The 19,828-nt window shown below is 41.8% G+C and carries 18 protein-coding genes; 6 read left to right on the forward strand and 12 right to left on the reverse strand.

All coding sequences use genetic code 11. The features are described 5' to 3' along the window. Positions 1-118 precede the first annotated feature (118 nt). On the reverse strand, positions 119-3,136 hold the full coding sequence (locus HWQ40_RS29760; protein WP_292785296.1) for a pentapeptide repeat-containing protein: 3,018 nt from the start codon (positions 3,134-3,136) through the stop codon (positions 119-121). 143 nt (positions 3,137-3,279) lie between these two features. Here HWQ40_RS29760 and HWQ40_RS29765 point away from each other — a divergent pair, with 143 nt between their 5' ends. The 4 genes from HWQ40_RS29765 to HWQ40_RS29780 all read left to right on the forward strand — a co-directional run bounded on the left by HWQ40_RS29765 (position 3,280) and on the right by HWQ40_RS29780 (position 7,776). Beyond that, entirely contained in the window at positions 3,280-5,031 is a 1,752-nt protein-coding gene (locus tag HWQ40_RS29765; RefSeq protein WP_292785298.1) for a DUF3685 domain-containing protein, read from the forward strand. A gap of 77 nt (positions 5,032-5,108) precedes the next feature. Further along, positions 5,109-5,816: a phosphatidate cytidylyltransferase gene (locus HWQ40_RS29770; protein ID WP_292785300.1), complete on the forward strand. Its 708-nt coding sequence runs from the start codon at positions 5,109-5,111 to the stop codon at positions 5,814-5,816. 680 nt (positions 5,817-6,496) lie between these two features. Continuing rightward, positions 6,497-7,096: a DUF4360 domain-containing protein gene (locus HWQ40_RS29775; protein WP_292785301.1), complete on the forward strand. Its 600-nt coding sequence runs from the start codon at positions 6,497-6,499 to the stop codon at positions 7,094-7,096. Positions 7,097-7,254: 158 nt separating this feature from the next. Continuing rightward, positions 7,255-7,776: a hypothetical protein gene (locus HWQ40_RS29780; RefSeq protein WP_292785302.1), complete on the forward strand. Its 522-nt coding sequence runs from the start codon at positions 7,255-7,257 to the stop codon at positions 7,774-7,776. Positions 7,777-8,081: 305 nt separating this feature from the next. On the opposite strand, the gene HWQ40_RS29785 is transcribed toward HWQ40_RS29780, so the two are convergent. The 5 genes from HWQ40_RS29785 to HWQ40_RS29805 all read right to left on the reverse strand — a co-directional run bounded on the left by HWQ40_RS29785 (position 8,082) and on the right by HWQ40_RS29805 (position 12,410). Then, entirely contained in the window at positions 8,082-9,533 is a 1,452-nt protein-coding gene (locus HWQ40_RS29785) for an NAD(P)/FAD-dependent oxidoreductase (RefSeq protein WP_292785304.1), read from the reverse strand. Positions 9,534-9,654: 121 nt separating this feature from the next. Further along, on the reverse strand, positions 9,655-10,758 hold the full coding sequence (cobD, locus tag HWQ40_RS29790; RefSeq protein ID WP_292785305.1) for a threonine-phosphate decarboxylase CobD: 1,104 nt from the start codon (positions 10,756-10,758) through the stop codon (positions 9,655-9,657). Between the two features lie 26 nt (positions 10,759-10,784). Beyond that, complete coding sequence (locus HWQ40_RS29795; protein ID WP_010998076.1) at positions 10,785-11,069, reverse strand: HU family DNA-binding protein; 285 nt, start codon at positions 11,067-11,069, stop codon at positions 10,785-10,787. Positions 11,070-11,462: 393 nt separating this feature from the next. Beyond that, the gene (locus HWQ40_RS29800; protein WP_292785307.1) at positions 11,463-11,711 is read right to left on the reverse strand and encodes a hypothetical protein; all 249 of its coding nucleotides are present in this window, start codon (positions 11,709-11,711) and stop codon (positions 11,463-11,465) included. Positions 11,712-11,768: 57 nt separating this feature from the next. Next, a complete protein-coding gene (locus HWQ40_RS29805; protein ID WP_292785309.1) occupies positions 11,769-12,410 on the reverse strand; it encodes a Uma2 family endonuclease in 642 nt (213 codons plus the stop codon). Between the two features lie 126 nt (positions 12,411-12,536). On the opposite strand from HWQ40_RS29805, the gene HWQ40_RS29810 reads away from it, so the two are divergent. Continuing rightward, positions 12,537-13,157: a Uma2 family endonuclease gene (locus tag HWQ40_RS29810; protein ID WP_292785311.1), complete on the forward strand. Its 621-nt coding sequence runs from the start codon at positions 12,537-12,539 to the stop codon at positions 13,155-13,157. A gap of 58 nt (positions 13,158-13,215) precedes the next feature. Continuing rightward, the gene (locus HWQ40_RS29815; RefSeq protein ID WP_292785313.1) at positions 13,216-13,506 is read left to right on the forward strand and encodes a DUF2281 domain-containing protein; all 291 of its coding nucleotides are present in this window, start codon (positions 13,216-13,218) and stop codon (positions 13,504-13,506) included. Between the two features lie 88 nt (positions 13,507-13,594). On the opposite strand, the gene HWQ40_RS29820 is transcribed toward HWQ40_RS29815, so the two are convergent. The 6 genes from HWQ40_RS29820 to HWQ40_RS29845 form a co-directional block, all read right to left on the reverse strand. Next, positions 13,595-14,170 carry a Uma2 family endonuclease gene (locus tag HWQ40_RS29820; RefSeq protein ID WP_292785315.1) on the reverse strand — a complete coding sequence of 192 codons (576 nt, stop codon included), beginning with the start codon at positions 14,168-14,170 and terminating at the stop codon, positions 13,595-13,597. A 142-nt stretch (positions 14,171-14,312) separates the two neighbouring features. Further along, on the reverse strand, positions 14,313-14,531 hold the full coding sequence (locus HWQ40_RS29825; protein ID WP_292785317.1) for a hypothetical protein: 219 nt from the start codon (positions 14,529-14,531) through the stop codon (positions 14,313-14,315). Positions 14,532-14,693: 162 nt separating this feature from the next. After that, the gene (locus HWQ40_RS29830; protein WP_292785319.1) at positions 14,694-16,865 is read right to left on the reverse strand and encodes a type IV pilus secretin family protein; all 2,172 of its coding nucleotides are present in this window, start codon (positions 16,863-16,865) and stop codon (positions 14,694-14,696) included. A gap of 278 nt (positions 16,866-17,143) precedes the next feature. Further along, complete coding sequence (locus HWQ40_RS29835; protein WP_292785321.1) at positions 17,144-17,908, reverse strand: pilus assembly protein PilO; 765 nt, start codon at positions 17,906-17,908, stop codon at positions 17,144-17,146. Beyond that, positions 17,905-18,681, reverse strand: coding sequence for a PilN domain-containing protein (locus tag HWQ40_RS29840; protein WP_292785323.1), 777 nt, complete (start codon positions 18,679-18,681; stop codon positions 17,905-17,907). The genes HWQ40_RS29835 and HWQ40_RS29840 overlap by 4 nt, the downstream gene beginning before the upstream one ends. A gap of 4 nt (positions 18,682-18,685) precedes the next feature. Further along, on the reverse strand, positions 18,686-19,792 hold the full coding sequence (locus HWQ40_RS29845; protein WP_292785325.1) for a type IV pilus assembly protein PilM: 1,107 nt from the start codon (positions 19,790-19,792) through the stop codon (positions 18,686-18,688). Between the last annotated feature and the right edge of the window lie 36 nt (positions 19,793-19,828).

Here is a 19,828-nt window from a genome sequence, read left to right on the forward strand (position 1 = left end):
GAGTAGGGGAGCAGGGGAGCAGGGGAGCCAAGGAGAAATTATTGAAAATCTCTCCCTTGTCTCCCCTTTCTTGTCTCCTTTGTCTCTTCTCCATGCCCAATGCTTAATGCCCAATGCCCTATTCCCCAATCGAATTATTGCCAAAAACTGTCTCATCATCGGCATCATCATCATCTAAATCTACTGACAAAATTGCGCCTTCACAGCTTTCAATTAGTCCGATCGCAGGGGTTTTGTTCCAATTAACGTTTGTGTTTGGCGTGATTTTCACGGTGTTTAAGAAGGATTGTTGCGATCGCAAATGTTTCAGTTTTTGAAACGACTCTTTGGAGAACAAGGCACCATTATCAGCAGCCAATTTTTTGTGAGTCGCAGTAAGGATGGCGTCAAATAAGCAGGCGTTGGTGAGATCGGCAGAATTAAGATTTGTCCCCATCAGGTTTGCCTGTTGCAGGTTTGCGCCTGTGAGAATTGCCTGTTGTAGATTCGCACCTGCGAGGTTTGCGTGTTGTAAGTTCGCGCCTGCGAGGTTCGCCTGTTGCAAATTGGCTCCAGCCAAATTCGCCCCTGTTAACTCCGCATTAGATAAGTTTATTTGCTCAAGATTCACCCCAGTTAACATCACTTGCGATAAAGAGGCTCCCGATAAATTGAGTCCAGACAGAGACTTAATTCGGGTTGCAAAAGCACTTTTATGTAAAACCGTTGTCCTAGCAATTAGCACACTCAGCACTTCTGGATTGAATTCTGTCAAATTGACTGGATTCCCACAAGGCCAAAAAGGAACTTTTGTTTCTCGGTAGCAAGCACAAAGCAATAAAAACACATTCAGTCCCACCGCAGCATTTACCTGTTCAACATTCACAAGGTTTTGCAGTGCGTGAAAATTAGTCAAAGCTTTGTGGGCTATCCCCTCATCTAACCAATGTCCTTGACAGTAAGCACGCCAGAAAGATAAAAGACGTTGAAATAAAACTTCAAACGAAAATTTGTGCTTTTGCTGGCGGCGTAATCCAGCGATCGCTAGTTCTTCAATTTCTTGGCTAATTATCCCGTAACCTAGTAAATTATAAATATTCTGGGCTACGCTACTGGGAGAATCAAGAACAAAAGTGGGCGTAGCATAAGCCTCATCTTGATACTGAGTCAGAAATTTAAGTTGAGCAGCAATAGCATCTGCACAAAGAGCTTCTCCTAACTTGAGATGCGAAAACTCAATTAAACTACTTTTCGCTGTGCTTTCGCCTGAGCTTTCTACATCCCAAATTTTAAAATAAAACGCTGGTAAACTATTAAATTCACCAGCTAGATTAATTTGATGACGTTGCGAGTGTAAAATTTTGAGAGCGATCGCTTGCATCTGCTCGAGTAAATCTTGGGGATGACGATCGGCGAGTAAATTAGCGATCGCTTCTGGAGTCCGGTGAATATGAGCCGATCCTGAACGCACTAACATCGTTTTAATCCCACCAATTAGCGGATAACCCAACAACCATCGACTCAAACGATGATGAATTTCCCATAACAGAAAAGACTTTTGGGTATCAGCAGCTAACTGCAATAGTTCATCATCTAGCAATCCCTCTCGGTGCAAAATGCCCAATAAATGCAGCATTAGGGGTTGACGGATAAGGGTAGATAATTCTCTTAACTTTGATTGGTTAGCAAATAACCCTGCCTGTTTTAACAATGTAAAGAAATTTTGAGCAATGGGTAACGATTGCACTTTTGCCCACTGTTGAAACCATTGTTTGAGTTCGTCCCCATCCAACGGCTGAATAATAATTCGCCTCAACAATAGCGGTAGTTCTGAGACGATTTCTGGTAACGTCGTTGAGCGACTTGTCAACACAATTTTGTGGCGGTGCTGAGATTGAAAGTTCAGTAATTGCTGAATAAAAATTGCTTGTGCCCTGATACCATGAGCAGAATGGGGCAATTCATCCAAACCATCTAGCAGCAACAGACAAGGGAGATTTTCTTGCTCTAGCCAAGTTGAAAGATTAACACCAAAGGCAGAATTTAGAGTTTCGATTAAAGTTTTACCGTATTTTACATCTCGCAACCTAATTACTATCGGCATCCAAGTAGGGTATAATTCCTGTGCTACCTGTGCTGCCCAAAGTTGGCAAAAACTAGTTTTTCCATAACCAGGTTCTGACTCAATGACAGTGATCGTTTCTAAATCAGTTAGCTGTTGCTGCGCCCATGTTTTTAAATCAACTGGTTTAATAGTTTTTTTATCCGGCTCAGAAATATTTTCCTCTATTGGTAAGCCTTTTTGTGGCACATAGATATCCTTAAGAGCAAAGGATTCCATTAGCAAAGGGATACTGAGGTTTTTAATCAAACTTGCACGGTAATGTTCTCGGTGCAAATCAATTTTTTCACTGACTGTAGAACCAACTTCTGGGGTGATGAAACTGGGAGATAATGAAATCCCCAAACGGAAAAATTTTTGCAGTTGGGCTAAAGGTGCAGCATTCTCGGTGACGACTACCAATATGTCACCAGGAAGTGAGTTGACTAAACGCTGTGTTAGAAGTTTCGCTTCCGCTTCCTCTGCACCATTGGCAACTAACCAAGCGATAGCAGCGTTATTTATTTGTTGCACCAGTAATGAATCTGCAACCGAAGACAGTGCTTGTTCAGCTTGAGTATCAGTCAATTTACCTGGGCTGAGAGTTTTCAGCAATCCTTGTAGTTGCGAATCTTCGAGGATGAGTTTACCAACGTCCTCTTTAAGTAAGTGTGGTTGTATGGGTATAATTGCCCGGTCTAACCACGGTTTTTGTAAGTTTGCTTCCTGCTCTAGAATTGCTTGCAAAGCCTGGAGATAGGCAATTTGAAATGCTAGCCATGTGCCTTCGTTACGTTTTAACGGTTTTTTTTGGCTGAGGCTACGCAACAGTTTTTCTGTCAACTGGGAAATGACACTGATTTCTTCCCAAACAATACTTAAGGGCAGTTCTAAAACCTCTACCAAGGTACAGATATCAAAAGGTATAAGGCTTTTGAGGTCCATATCCTGAACAATACGGTAGGCAATACCTGCCAATTGCCCTCCAGAAAAGCCTCTGATTTGATTGATTGTGATATGGCGTTCTGCCAACCAGTGCCGAATACTCAGGTTCATTTAATCACACAGTGAAGGCTGTTTATGGCAATTATGATCGATTTATCAGTTTGCGAAAACAGGTGACAATGGGGAAGACAAAGTTTTGTATCAAAGTTGTTTTCTGATTGGTAAAAAACAGTGCTGATCTAATTGAGTGGATTATGAGCGATCGCCCTCTAAAATTATTGTTAATCGACCAAGACCCGATTTTTCGTTTGGGATTACGGGTAGCTCTAGAAGCGATTCCTAACCTAGAAGCGATCGCAGTTGTAGAAACTGACACCGTTGCCTTGCAGATTTTAGCAGAAATTGCTGAAAAAGACCCTAACCAGGTAAATTTGGTAGTTTTAGAATTCGGTAATGGTCGCTCTACCACCAGTCAACAGCTAGGCTTACAATTTTGTCGGCAACTCAGAGCCTTATATCCCAACCTACCAATCCTGCTCCTCAGTTCTATTCAAGAACAAGGACTGCTATTGGCGGCGAAATCTATTGGTGTAAATGGCTACTGCCTCAAAGGTACACCACTTCCTGAGTTAGTCGCCGCCATGCAAGAAGTTGCAGATGGTGGTTCCTATTGGTTCCAGGACACAGAAGCAATAATAACTCCTAACTCCTCACTCCTAACTCCTAACTCCGCATTCCCTTTCTCTAAACTACGAAATAATTTACGTTTGTCAGGAATCGCTAATATTGACGCTACCCTAGCCGCAGTAACAGCACAATTACAAGTTCCCGGACTACCAGTACTAGATCGAGCAATTCTAGCTGGACAGCGGCGAGAACTGCTAGCGGCTCGTTGGTTGCTAAATCGGTTGTTGGTTTCACCACAAGAAAGGCAAGAGGAACAGATTCTAGTTGCTGATGAGCCGTTTTTGACTCCTTCATTAAGCAGTACCATTCAACAAAGGCAAACCGTATCACCTTTACTTAGTCCGGGAACCATACAATCTGCCTTGTTTACATCTTGCGTTAATAAGCTTCAATTTCCTTTAAGAAATGTCACAGATATACCTTTAGAAATTGACATCTTTCGTGAAGATAAAAAACGGGAATTACTTTATCTGATCCTACAAAAGCTAGCTGAACAGTTAGATGAACTGCGTGCATCTCAAATAGAAATAAATCAATTAGATGAATTAAAAAATACCTTGATACGTGATTTATGGCAAGCAGCAATTATATATTTTTTTGGTAAATTTTCTCGAATAAAAATAGTTAATCAAAACATAGAAATTGTTAATTTATTGCTGCAAAACACAGAGATTGTGCAAAAAGATATTCTTAATAAAATTCCGCTAGTTTGCGAGTTGTATTCTTATCTCTTATTTCAAACAGAATTGAACATTGATAATAGCTCCTATCCAGTAGTTAGCGCTGAAGCCAAGTCCCAAGCATTGATGATTTTAGAGAACTTGTTGATTCAGGTAGCGAATGGAGTAGTGCAACCACTGTTAAATTATTTAGCAGATGTAGAAGAGATTAAGCAAAACTTTTATGGACGCCAATTTATTTCTACAAGAGAGATTGAACGGTTTAGAAATGATTTGTCGTGGAAATATAGATTAAAAAATTATATAAATGAGCCAAAAGCAGTTTTTGAAAGTCGCTATGAACTATTTGTCATAGTACCTCGTGGCATTGCCAATACTTCAGTTTATGCTCCTCGAAATCAAGAGTTAGTAAAACTTTCTAATATTCCTTTAGTAGTGACATTGCTCCTAGAATTTAGTGATGCGATCGCACCGCGTTTAAAATCGCTATTAGCTTTTTTAGGTAGCGGTATAGTCTTCATACTTACTCAAATAGTTGGTCAAGGTTTAGGTTTAATCGGTCGTGGTATCCTTCAAGGTATTGGTAGTGTTTCGTCAGTAGAAAAGAACTTTAGACGAAATAGCGATCGACCTAAGTGAACCAACGCAGCAGAGGAGCAGCTTTCTATAAGTCTTTCTCCAATGACAAATGACAAATAACAAATAACAAATGACAAATGACAAATGATTTTATCGGGCTAGCAATTTCTTATGTTTACGCTACCAGTCTGCTTGTGATTGGCGAGGGATTGCGTAAGCTGTTTGCTGTGAAGGCAGATTTGACTCGCAAAGTAATCCATATTGGTGCAGGGATGTGGGCTTTCGGTGTCCTGCTACTGTTTAGCCACTGGGAAATCGGAATCATACCCTTTGCTACCTTTATCGGACTGAACTATCTGTTTTACCGCTACCGAATCATCGGCGCAATGGATACCCAAGATAGCTCACCCGGCACGGTTTATTTCGCTATCTCAGTAACGCTGCTGTTCGGGCTACTGTGGCGACCAGAGGGGCCAGTAGATAGCGCTCCAATTGCTGTAGCAGGGATAATGGTCATGACCTGGGGTGATGCACTAGCAGCATTAATCGGTAAACGTTTTGGGCAGCATAAATACCAAGTGGGAAGTTCTGTACGTTCCTGGGAAGGTTCAGGAGCAATGTTTGTAGCGAGTACAGTAGTGATTTTCTTGGTGTTATTACTGCTCCCTGGTTCATCGCTGAGTCCCTTAGCAACGCCTTTAAGTTTAGGATGGGCCTTGTTGACGGCGGTGGTAACTGCTACTTTTGCAACCTTAGCAGAAGCAGTCTCGCCCCACGGCACAGATAACCTCAGCGTACCTCTAACAGCGGCGGGAGTAGTTTGGATTTTCATGCGCGGTTTTTAAGGCATTCCCAATTACCTCGTTCCCAGTCTACGACTATAATTTCAGCCACTCCGAATGTAGATTCTCAATCAAAACGGCTATTTAACTGCGATGTCTGCGGCTGGTTGTGACGCTCGACGGCTCACTAATGCGCTATCAGTATCGCACTATTAAATCGGTGATTTATACCCCTAATTTTTAGCACCTAACTTTGGAGTAGTACTCCTCAATACTACAATACTACTATTTTGAAGTTAGCAGTGTTCGGAAACACAATATGTCTGTGATCAAGAACACATATTTGTTGATTGAGACAACTATATGATCTTCCCCACATGGACTACAGCAAGAATACATCTTACAACTTGATGTCCGTCTTCTTTCTGTTAACTCCAGCGATACACAGTTATGCTTCATTTTCTGATTGAGCAGAAATTGTCAAAGCATACCTGAAAGGATTTCCCACAATTGAAGAAGGCAGAAGCCTGTAAGTATCAATCAAAACTTTAGTTGTGGGTCATTGCCCACAACTAGAACAAAGTTGTGTCGAGATATGTAACACCAGACACAAAGCATCCCTGCTTCAATCTCATGCTTTTAAGCGTGGGATTAAAGCAAAGATGCCTTCATACCTCGTACCTTCTGCCTTCTAAATGCATTTTTCATCAAAAAACAACTCTAGCAACATAACTAAAATCAATATGAACTTTAAACAATTTGGTGTATTACTGTCTGTATCTACAATTCTTGGAATCAACGTGATTGCGACCAAGGTTTTGGCTGCAGAGCCTAGTATTACTTTTGGAGAGGCACTCGTCGGATCTGGATCTAATTGTAATGTTGAGGATCAGCTTGCTGGAGAGGATGGTAGAAGCTTATCGATCGTCTTGGATAACTTTAGTGCATTCAGTGGTGACCGTAAAAAGTGTATTTTACGTGTTCAAACTTTTATTCCAAGTGGTTTCATCGTCCAAAATGTACAAGTACTGTACCAAGGAACTACTGAGGTTGAGAGAGGGAGTAAAGGTACCAGCTTAAGCAGAACTTATAGCTTTAGTGGTGGTGCTCTTGGTCAAGCCGTAGCTCGCCCTAAAACTACCAAATTTACATCTGATAAGGCATTTGCAGAGCAAGATGAGATTACTGTTATAGCTGCTACAGGTTTATGTAGTGGTGGTGGGCAAGGACTATTAGGTATTAATCTGATTGCACAATCCTCATCAGGAAGTTCTATTTTCGTTGATACAGCCGATATAAATGCTGGGGATGTGTTAATTTCTTTTGACCTAAAGCGTTGCTAGTCGTTGCTTTTAGCGATTCTGCGGATAGCTGGTGATACACCGCACCAAATTATAAATTTAGTGGTCTTCAATGAGTGATGGGTCTAAATCCCCCACTCATTGAATCTACCGAATTTATTCTTCTTTAAGATTACAAATTTCTGTTGATGGAGAATAAGATGATGTTGAGATTAAGTGATACACGTAATTTTTTCATATTAATGTGCTTGTTTTTTTTCTATTGTTATGATGCCAATTCATCTAGCACTGCTGCTCCAATAAACAACCAGCCGCGATTTTCGGTTAATAAGGGATGTAATATAAGTTTCGATCCGCAAATAAATCAGTTTACCCTTCGCGCTCCTATAACTGTAAAGGCACAACCGTCAAGGGCTAGATGTATTATTAGAATTGATACATCTAATACTCAAAAGCAATTTAGGCTCGTGCCTTTAGCTTTAAAAGGTGTAGTAAAGAAAGCACCAGCACGAGTAGCTATCACATCATTTTTACTTGGCGATAAACCAACACCATATCAAATAACATATGGAAGTGCTACAAATTTTGATTTGACCAATAAAATACTTCCAACTAACTATACAACTACAGGAAAAAGTGTTTTAGGCATTAATTTAGTATTAACAACAACCGGAGGAGAATTAGAGTTGACACAGCTAAAGTTTGCACTTCAACAAAAATAATAAGAGGATGTTTTAAAAGTCCCGAAAGGTATAATTTTGCTATTCAGCACGGGATTAAGTGCGACGAAAAATTAAGATTTTAACCATGTACTGAAATGCTTGTCTGTGCTAACTATGAGAGCAAAAGACCCTTTTAAAACATCCTCTAAGCTCAATTTTGAGCGATGCTCCCCAATTCTGATGACGTTGTGTTTGCAATCAAGGTGCTGTCAATATTGGCAAAGGCAGCGAGAACTGCAAAGTCAGTAATAATATCAGCACCTTCTTTAAGTTATTATAGTGAGTGACAACTCCATGCATAAGTGCTAATTCCAATTGCGGCAAAAATGGAAGAAGCCTTCTAAAAACTCTTGCAAAGGAATGTTGGTATTTAACTTTTGCTTACTCCACTCTCTTGCAGTTCGTTCCAGAATTTCTGAAAAACTGGGATAGGCAGGAGATAAATTTGCTAGATGTTTGACTTTAATTTTTTGTGATATTGCTAAGGCAATCAAATTAATTAATTCGCCTGCTTCTGCCCCCAATATTGAAGCTCCCAAAATTTCGCCGTTGCGTAGCACTATTAATTTACACATACCAGTGGTTTCGTTCCGAAGTTGGGCTGCTGCCACTGTTTTAAAATAATGTCGCAAAACTAAAACTTCATCTCGACGAAATTGGCGTTTTGCCTGTGCCTCTGTTAAACCAACTTGCGCCAGTATCGGCACAGAAAATATCCCCCAAGGAATGGAGGGATAATTTACTCGTAACCTGGGGAAAAATAGTGCATTGTTCAGGGCAATTTTTGCTTCATAATTAGCGATATTGGCAAAGTCGTAACCACCAATTACATCACCACAAGCATAAATGCGGTGGTTAGTGGTTTGCAGTTTATCATTCACCACTAAGCTACGCCGATGCCATTTCACACCTACTGCTGCTAAATTTAGAGATTCAAGATTCGGCTGTTGTCCAGTAGCTACTAAAATTTCATCAGTTTCAATGGCCTTATCTCCTGCTTGAATCCACTTTTTATTCTCAATTAGCCTCACCTGAGTTACTGGTTTTTCGGTGAGGACGCGCACACCTTCGACTTCCAACTGCGCCTGAAGCAATATGGCTATCTCAGGGTCTAGATATGGAAGAACATAAGGATGCTTGACTACCAGCGTCACACTACAACCAAACCTTGCTAAAGTTTGAGCAATTTCAATGCTTTGGGGAATTCCACCGATAATTACCCAATTTTTGGGTAATGTAGCTCCCTGTAAGGATTGCCAAATATTAGAAAGGGTTAGATAGCCAGTGGTTTGCAATCCTTCAATCTCAGGAATTTCTGGATTTGAACCACTGGCCAGCAAATAAGTACGGGCGTGTAGTAGGCGATTGTTAACGGCAAAAGCCAATTGGGGTAAAGATTGAAATTGACCACTGCCAACGATCACATCGACTCCCTGCGCGGCTAGGATGGCAGGGGAATGCTGTTCTTCTAGATTTGAGGCGACGCATTGAGCATACAGCATCGCTTCTTGCCATGCTATAGATATGTGGCATTCTTCTGAGGTATCAGTGTGTGTGGTATGAATACCAAAACCAGCTGCATCCTTCAACTTCTGCGCTAGTTTACCAATTTCGGTAAGAGCATGGTGATGAGTAAACCCGTAGTCTACTTTGGGTTGTACCAGGGCAACTGTAGCATGTAGTTGGGTTGCAGCAAGGGCAGCATAGTATCCAGCAAGACTGCCGCCAATAATTACAACATCGTAGTCAACGGTCACGTGAATTTAGATTAGAGTTAGGAGTTAAGAGTTAGGAGTTAGGAATTAAGAGTTAGGAATTAGCAGTTAAGAATTAAAACCTTTTTTAACTTATTAACTCCTAACTTATAACTTATAACCCCTAACTCTCTTTTAGCGCTGTTAGTAAGCGTTGGTTATCGGACTCTTCACGTACAGCAACCCGGAAAAAGCGATCGCCTAGTTCTTTAAAGCTAAGGCAATCGCGGATTAAAATCTGGTGATACTTGAGTAATTGTTGCTGTAAGTGGGAAGTAGATTCTTGGGACTCAACCAGTAAAAAGTTAGCAGCACTTGCTTGGGGTTGCAATCCTGGGATTTCATTTAAACCCTGAAACAGTTGGTTTCGTGCAGGTGGTAGCCATGCCCAAGTTTGCTGCTGAAACTCCGTATCCTGGAGTGCCGCAATTGCCGCCGCTGCCGCTAGCGTGTTTACGGGCCAAGGATCGCGCCATAGCTGCCATTTAGCTAGGCAGTCAGGATGTGCGATCGCATATCCTAATCGCAGTCCTGGGAGACTGTAAAATTTGGTCAGCGATCGCAATACTACTAAATTCCTATATTCCTGCACCACTGGAATCAGGCTTTGTTCCTCATTGGGCAGCACAAAATCCATAAATGCTTCATCCACCACAACCAAAGCAAATTGCTCCAGGTAGGGCAAAATAGACTCCCGTGAAAATAGCTTTCCGGTTGGGTTGTGGGGGTTATTCAGCAATAGTCCTTTGTCCTTTGTCCTTTGTCCTTTGTCAATGACCAATACTTCTCTACGAGAGGCTGCGCCAACAGCAAAGCTCAGTACAAGTGACCAATGACCAATGACCAATGACAAAGGATACTCCAGCACATTAGCGTTGTACGCTGCCAAGGTTCGGTAGTAGTCGCCAAAGGCTGGAGTGATTAAAATTGTCGCGGCTAATTGAGCTAATTCCCTACCTATGAGAGTGAGTAATTCTGCGGAGCCGTTACCCGGCAGAATCCACTCAGGCGGCAATTGATGGAAGTGACTGAGAGCTAGTCTCAGTTCACTATAGTTTGGGTCTGGATAGTGCTTAAGATTACCGATTTGGGACAGTATAGCAGCGATCACGCTATTTGGAGGTCCCAACGGGCTGATGCTAGCAGAAAAATCCAGAATAGCATCAGGGGGACAGCCAGCCAGTGCTGCTGCCCAGGCTAAATTTCCCCCGTGTGCAGGTTGCCGCATTAAAAAAGGGTTCCCGAAGACAGAACCTATGCTTTTGGGGGTGCTACCTTTTCTCTAAACAGTTTTCCTGCGGAGAAGGCAGGAACCCTCGTCGCTGGAATTTCCATTTTTTCATTTGTTTTCGGGTTACGACCTTCACGGGCTTTACGTTCCCGTGATTCAAATGAGCCAAATCCCACCAATGTCACCTTATCACCAGAGGAAACCGCTTCAATAATCGTTTCCAAAGCGGCAGTTAAGACTGCATCCGCTTGTTTTTTGGTAACACTAGCCTTTTCAGCTACGGCATCAACTAATTCACCTTTGTTCATGTCAAACTCCTGAAGGTTTACTTGAGATTTCAGTACGGATGCACATTAATACATTCTTACTGAAATCTTTGTTCGCGGAAATACAAAAATCATCCTTTGGGAGTATTTTTTCTCAAAACGGCTGTACATCCCATCGGCTCGACTTTTCAATGAATCATTCTAAGGTGTTGTAGCCTGATGTGGATAGATGAAACCATTAATTTATATAGATTTCAGGATTTTTTGTAATTTTAGGGTACTTGTTTCCCTAAAAACCACTCTAAAAATAGGAAAAAATACCTAGTAAATCCTGCAATTGCAAAGAAAACAGGGGAGTGGGGAGGTGGGAAATGGTCAACGTTTGTTGGCATTCATTACCGATGTTGAAGAGTTATTGCTGAGATTAAGCAATTTTCATGGAAATTGAAGGCTCAGGTTCCCGATTTCTCTAAAAATTCGGGGATTTTGCTCACTTTTCATGTGATGTGGAAAATCCAATGCAAAATTTAACCCCCTAGCAAGCTTCTTTAGTTGGGAAGGGGTAAAAATTAAAGCTTCTCCCCTACAAGGCGATCCATTAGTCACATCTTTCTTAACATTTGTGGTAGCGATCGCTGCAACAACTTTTTCTGGTGCATCCGTTACACCTCTAACTGTCTCCATGTACTTTAGGATTATTTATTTTTTGCAAGTCCCTTATAAAAAAAATGCTGGAGTGAGTCAATCCTTAGTAGAAGTTTTTTGTTGCACCCAAGCCCGAAAAGCACGAGTAGTAGCAATTTCCCCATTCTTCCTCGCTTCTTGGATAAATTGAGGAATCTCCTTCACTGACACAGGCGCAAAAGTAAGACTGGTTTCGACTTCTGAGTATTGCCCACTTGCAAGCGTGTAAACTCGCAACACACTGCCGTTATAACGCCAAAATTCAGGGACTCCCATTGCAGCATAAAGCCTCAGCTTGTCTATTGCAGACCTGGAATATTCCACTTCCAGCACCAGGTCAGGGGGCGGGTCAGTAGCGAGGTCAATATTTTCTTTATCTCGAACTAATGCTTCATTTTGGATGTAGTAGCTACTATCTGGCTCGGCTCCCCGCTGCAAATCATCCCGCGTTAAAGTTAATGAACCAGCGCGTCTAATTTCCCAGCCCAACTCTTCGCACAGCACGCCAACAAAACCTTCAATTACACGGTTTGAGTTCTCGTGCGGCATCAGTGGGATTATAATTTCTACGGTTCCATTGTCATAAGCCAGTCGGGAGTTACGATCTGAACCCATTTCAGCCAGCATGGTTTTAAAAGTTTGCCAGCTGATGTTGTGGAGTAAAACCCTATTTTCTGCGGATGTTGTTATTGCCACCATAGTTCAGTTCTTTGCAACAAACCTTTTCCAGTACTGTACCCATTAATATTACTGTTAAGGTTGAATGTGAATCGAGCCAAGGCAAAGAAGCGGTATGACCGAAACGACTACTAAGGGCGATAAATTATGACTCAAGCCATACCCAAACTAGTAACCTTTGAAGATTTTGCAGCATGGCGGCCCGAAGGCGGAAGATACGAATTACATGATGGCGTGATTGTTGAAATGGCACAACCAGTCGGAGACCATGAAGATGTTGTAGGTTTTGTAGCAAGAAAACTAATAGTAGAATTTGACCGATTAAATTTACCTTATACAATCCCCAAAACTGCGCTGGTAAAACCAACTAAGTCGGAATCTGGCTACTCCCCAGATGTGCTATTACTCAATCGCCCTAATTTGATAAATGAGCCGCTATGGAAAAAAGAATCAACTGTAAGCCTTGCAGCATCAATTCCTTTAGTAGTTGAGGTAGTTAGTACCAACTGGGATGATGACTACTACACAAAACAGGGTAAGTATGAGGGTATTGGAATTCCTGAATACTGGGTTGTAGATTATCTCGGTCTAGGCGCTAAAAAGTTCACTGGCAACCCCAAACAGCCGACTATATCTATTTATCAATTAATCGATGGTGAATACCAAGTTACTCAATTTAGAGGCAGCGCTAACATAGTCTCGCCTACTTTCCCAGAATTGAATTTAACTGCCGAACAGATTTTTCAAGCTGGAAGTCTACCAACATAGCCACAACCACACTTGCTGTTTTACACTACTAAAAAATGTCAGTTAAAGAGGCGTGAATATGAAAATTAAAGAACAACTTATCGAAGAAATTGAATCAGCACCAGATGCACTTTTGACTGAAACATTTAATTTTTTACGTTTTTTGAAAACAAAGGAAACCCAAGTGCAACCAACACAACATCTAGTAGAATCTGCTAGTCATACTACTGTTCATTCCACAGGAAGCTCACTTCTAGAACATCTGAAAACTATAGGTACTTGGGAAGGTGACGACTTAGAGGAGTGTCTGAAGCTAGTAATTGCTAGCCGTGGTCAAGCAGAGTTTAATGAAGATAATCCTTTTGAATAATGTACCTAATCGATACAAATCACTGTAGTCTAGCTATTTTAGGTAATTTTACAAGTATGTGAAAATTGAAGTCCACACATCGAACTTTTTACCAAATTCGTTGTATATTGAGTACAAAACCAAGTAAAACATTTTCCCCAGAAATAGTTTGAGGAAATTTTAAAACTTCCACATCTTGTCCTGGACGATAAATTTCTACTTCCTGTTTTTTTCGGTTGATCAACCAACCTAGACGACAACCATTTTCGATATACTCTTGCATCTTATTCTGAGTTTTTTTCAAGCTGTCATTAGGCGAAAGTATCTCGATAACAAAATCAGGACATAGGGGAATAAATTTTTCTTTTTGTTCTTTAGTCAAAGCATTCCAACGAGATTTTTCCACCCAAGAAACATCTGGAGAACGGTCAGCCCCTGAAGGTAAAGTAAATCCAGTTGATGAATCAAAAACTTCGCCCAATTGATTTTGGTCGTTCCAGAACCATATTTGAGCGTTAATAGTAGAATTACTTTTTCCTGTTTCTCCTCCCGTAGGTGGCATGATAATCAACTCTCCTTCGGCATTGCGTTCTAATTTTAAATCGGGGTTTTCTTCACACAATTGATAAAACTGCTCTCTTGTCAATTTAATTACAGAATTGAGATTTAATGTAAGTGCTGTCATAAAAGTATTTCCCTTTTTGTTAGATGAGTGGGCTACAAACCTTAAGTTAAAAATTTTTAATGAAAATTAACAATCACAAAAACACGATAAATCGTCGTATTCATATTAAATCTAGATTATTTCTCACATTTATCATAGTAACTCAATCAAAAATAGAAACTACATTAATACGGGAGCATCCCAATTTTGCAAATTTACCATAAGCAACAATCTTAGTGCGAATTTGCTGCAAACGTTCGCCCAATGGAATTTTATTTGCAGAGTTTTTCAAACCAATAAATTCAACAAAATCTAAAACTTCCTCTTGTTTGTCTTGTGGAAGAGAGCGCCACTTTGTTAATAACTCTTGTTCTGAAATCATTAGTATTCACCCACTACTGTTACTTCTATTGTAATTGGGTAGTTTTATTGTAAAATAACGTTTAAATTTAATCCTACTTGTGAACAAGAAGATCCCCGACTTCTTGAAGATGTCGGGGATCTGAGCATTTGCCAGAGGTAACTTACCTGTTCATTATCTTTATTACCTACCAGGAACCTTCAACCCCCGACGCTCAAGGATTTGCCGCACTTCTGGGCTGGGGGTGTAGTTATAGCCGTAGGAAGAGTTTTCAGAGTCATCGATAATCTGAGGTGTGAGCAATACAATCACCTCTTGACGCTGGTTCTGTCGGTTTGTACTTCTAAATAACGAACCAATCAGTGGAAGATCGCCTAAGATAGGAATCTTGGAAATAGCTGTCCGGTCTTGGTCTTGAATGATGCCACTCAAGATAAGTGTCTGACCATCTCGTAAGCGAATTGTGCCAGAAGTTAGGGAGCGTTGAGAAATTAAAATGATTTGCCCATTACCTGTATTTGCTGTACCTGCTGGAGATTTGACTTGGGGAGCAACTTGTAGAGAAACAAAACCGTTGTCATCAATTTTTTCTACTTGGACAGCAAGAATTAACCCTACAGTCTCTTTTGCTGTATTTCGCACTTCTCTAGAGCCACCAGCCGTGTCAGTTATGGTTACTGTTATATCTCCTACAACTTGCTGAGTTAGTTGGACATCAGCCGTCTGGCCTTCTTGCACAATTAAGGTTGGATCGGTCAAAATCTTAGCATTGCCATTTGTAACCTGAGCCTGCAAGCTAGCGAGAAGACGCTTGGGGAACTGGTATGGCGATGCAAGAGTGCTAGCGAGATTATTGATAATCGGTGTATTAGTCAAGCTGTTTGCCGCTTCAGCCGTGGTAGCTGGTCTAGAACCGCCAAAATTCAGAGATGCGACACCGCCTTCATTAGTAAAGAAGTTATTACCAACCCCAAAGGAAAAGCTAGTGTTGAAATCATTAGCTGCCAAGAGGTTAACGTCGATAATCCTGACGTTAACTGCCACTTGACGGCGGCGGATATCAAGGGGAGTAATTTGAGCCACTGCAATGTCAACTAACCTGGGGACACCTATCAAAGTAATAGTACTGGTTCGCTCGTCTCCTAATACTTGTAAACCTCTAAGTAGTGGAATTGAGTCAGTAAATTTAATGCGTTGAGCCGTTAAATCCGAGTCTTCAGCTGTATTTGTTTGCTTTCCGTCTGCTGTACCCGCTACTTGTGTAGTCACCCTAGTTATCTTTGGTTCAGCATTGACAGCACTCTCTGCTCCCAGGTTAACTAAAACCCTTAAGATTTCTTTCACTTTTGCTTGGTTAATTCTCAGGTTCCGTATCACTACATCACGAGTTGAATTAGGCAGTTTAGGCGCTACAAAAATTGTGCGCCCACTGCGGCTAGCTTCTAAACCACTAAGGCGCAAAACGTAGTTAAATACATCTTGCACTGGCTCGTTTTCTATATCTAGAGATATTGTTTGATATACTTGCTTTTCAGTATCACCAGCACCCTGAGACAGAGTTACGCTAGATCCCTTATCTTCTCCTCCTGCATAAGCCAGGTTCATACCAGCAGCACGCGCAAGTAGTGACAAAACCTCACGCACTGGAGCATCTCGCAGTACTAAACGAGGTACACGTTCCTGAGTTCCTAAGTCAAGTGTGCTAGGAGAAGCATCAGTAGCCGAAATGGCAATATCTCCCACTGGTGGGGCGACGGCTCGAGGTAAGAACGGTGGAGCCTGACTCAGAGGTTGACCTGGCCCAGCTGTTTGTGCAGGTTGTCCGTCAATGGTGACTTGCGGGTTAGGAACGAGAACACCTGGATTTTGACCCGGTTGGGCTGGAGTAGTAGCAGGTGGTGCAGTGGGTGTTGGGGCTGTTGGCGTTGGTGCTGATGCTGTAGTGCCTGTTGAAGGGCTAAAGCTGAGTGTAATTCCATTTGGCGATCGCATCACAGGTTGACTGCCAGGTGCATCATTGCTGCCAGTTACCGTCACCCGAATGCTATTAGCATCAAGCTGACTAACCTCAACAGAGGCAATTCCTGGTGCGGGGTTATCTTGACGAAAACTATTACCTTGTGGTAATCGTAATTGAGTGTTGATAACATCTGCTACTAAAGCCTTGCCTCTTTTTGTAGTGAAAACTTGGGGACGCGACCCGGAAGAAGTTTTCAAAGCGACGCTAATTCCACCATTAACTGGATTTAACTGGACATCAGTAACTTGACTAATTTGTGCCCAAACTGGTTGAGCTGCTAAAAATACAAAAGCGGCAGTACCTAAAATAAAACTATTACCGTGAAGCTGTTTCACAGTTCATTCCTCACCTTATAAAACCTTGTTTACAAACAATTTTGAGTAGGCGGTTAGAAACCATACGCCAATTGCTTATGGGAAACCCCATTGGCGGTAGCCTCTCCTTTTTGGAGAAGACCGTGCTGGCTTGACTACACGAGACTTTACCCACCTACCCTATGGGAACGCCAAGGGCGAACGTGAGTTTCAAAACCCTCAATTTTTCCTTAGTCTGCGGGAAGGCTTTGTCTACGCTTGTATAGCCGCGAATTCTATTCGTCCTGGCTCTAATTTGACTACTTTTTCGGGGCAGCTTTAGCTGCTGCGGCTATTTCTTCTGGACTAAGTGGCATCAATACCTGTAACTGGAATGATGTATTAATCGCTGCTGGACCTACCTGCATCGGCGTTTTATCTAATGGGGATCTTGTCTCTGCTGGAGCCAAAGTTGCTTGATAATCTTTAACTATTAACAAAGGCTGTAACCGCTCAATGTTACGAATTATCGATTGTGTTTGTTCATAAGTTGCTGTAATCTCAGCGCTGATAGTACTGCGTTGCAGCTTGCCGTCAACCCCTAGTCCTAGACTTCCATCGACAATCGGTTCTGGTTTTTGGGAAATCGGCACATATTTCTTCAGTTTGGCTCTTACTGCGTTAATAGAAGTTGGAGTATTGCCAGACTCAATTAAGCGGTTCAAATCCAACAGCAATGTATCTAAGGTTTTTTCGTTAGCAAATAAACTTAAAACCTGAACTTTTTGCTGCTTTGCCTGTGCTAGTTCGTCTTTAACTTTGTCAATCTGTTTGATATTGGCTTTTTTTTGCTCAATTTGCGCTTGCAGTTCAGAGCTTTTGGCTTGCTGCTGCTGATAACTTTCCCAAGCTGGCATCAGCAGGTTTAACAATATATAACCTGCTCCTGCTAAACCAATCACCCCCACCAAGATCCCAATAATTTTTGGTGTGAAGGCAATACCAAATACCACAGGTGCGGCTGGCGTTGCCGGATCGAATTCCCCACCTTGTTCGGCAAAATTTAAATCATCACTCAGCGTCATTTTGAAATGACTCCTGTTTGTTGCATATTACGAATTCGAGTCACTAACCCCACTGTGCCTTTTTTTTCTAACTCTCGAATTAATTCTGACGCTGGAACGTCGTTCATGCTCGATTGAATAGTGTATTTAACTACTTGAGGCGGCTTAATTACTACATTAGTAGAAGATTGACTCGCACTTGATGTTAAGGGAGCATCTACTAACGTTGCTGTCAGAATTCTGGTTTCTGTGGGCTTCAAAAACTGAGACTGTTGTAAACTCAATAAGAAATCATTGACATCATTAAAGGAACGAGCCAATCCGTTAATTTCTAATCCTCCTGCGGGATTATTTGGTGGCTGACCTGCCGCTACCGCAATAGGTGGGATTTGTTTGATATTCTCGATTTGCACTGCCGTTGGGATGCGATCGCGCAAATCTTGCAGCATGGCTGACCAAGGACGAATCTGGTCAAATACAGTTACTAAAGCTTGGGTTTCCCCTTTAATTGCGTTTGTCTCGGCTTTGATTTTGTTCAGATTTCCTATTTCTGTATCTAATCTCTTGCTTTCTTGGTCTAGTTGTGCAATCTGACCATCCAATTCAACAATCTTCCCTTGTAACAACCACCAACTAACTCCCAATAAAGCTGGAAGACCTACACCGACTGCAACTCCCACATACACTAGTGTCAAATCCCCCGTAGGAAACTTTAGGGCTATTCCTCCTTTTCTCTCTGGCTTTTTCTGGTATGCTGGGCGGTCTTTAAGAAAGTTAACATCTAGGCTGTACATTTTATTACACCTCCCGCATTCCTAGACCGAGTACAATCGCCAAGCCAGAGCGTTGTACCTGTGGATATTTATCAGTGTCCACTTCCAAAGACAAAGACCCGATTGGATCTATTTGGGTAGTTGGCAAGCTCAATCGTTGGGTAAAAAATTCATCTAGCTGTTGAAGTCCACCTCCTGGCCCAGCTAATAAAATCTGCGCTACCTCCAAATTTTCACTTTGATTCAGGTAAAAATCGATGGAACGGCGCAGTTCATCCGTTAGTTCTCCCAAGACTCTCAATATGGCAGCCATGCCAGGATTGAGTTCGGTAACGCCAGTTTTACCGCCGTCTATGGGAGTTGCAGGAATAACCATTCCGTGTAACAGTTCCATATCTCGTGATGTAGGTAAGCTCATTGCCCTTGCTAAGGCAGTTTGCATTTGATAAGTCCCGATGGGGACTGTGCGTGAAAATTGCGGCACTCCGTTAACGATGATGGCGATTTCTGTACTGTCAAACTCGATATCAACTAGTACTGCTGCTTCTTGCGGGCCAAATTGTCGTAGTTGTTCGCGAATAGTCCGAATTAGAGCAAAACTGTTAATTTCTAAAACATCAATTTGTAATCCTGCCTGCTCAAATGTACTTATATAGGTATCCGTTATCTCCTTGCGGGTGGCAACTAGGAGGACGTGTACTTTTTCAATGCCATCTTCATCTACAAAATACCCAAGTTTCTGATAATCTACATCAGCCTCTTCACGAGGATAGGGTAAATACAAACCTGCTTCATGGTTCAGCACCATTTCTCGCAGTTCTTTATCATCTAACTCTGCTGGCACTGGTATAATCCGAACGATAGAATCTCGTCCTGGTACACCAGTAGCAACGCGAGAAGTTTTGATTTTGCTCTCAGCTAGCGCCTGCTGGATTAATTGCGCCATTGCTGGAGGGTCGTTGATTTGACCATCAGTAACTATCCCTTCTGGAACTGCTACCGATGTATAGATTTCTAGTTTCAAGCCTTGACCCTGCTTGCGTAGCTGAACTACATTCACCCGTTCGGGAGCAAGTTCAATGCCTACCCCTTTTTTCGATTTGCCAAACAGACTATTGAAGCTTTTTACCACAGTTGTGCCCGCTGGACTGCTAAATTGAAAATTTAA

Origin of the sequence: Nostoc sp. NMS9 (assembly GCF_017114995.1) — a bacterium.
In the GTDB taxonomy this organism is placed as follows: Bacteria; Cyanobacteriota; Cyanobacteriia; order Cyanobacteriales; family Nostocaceae; genus Nostoc.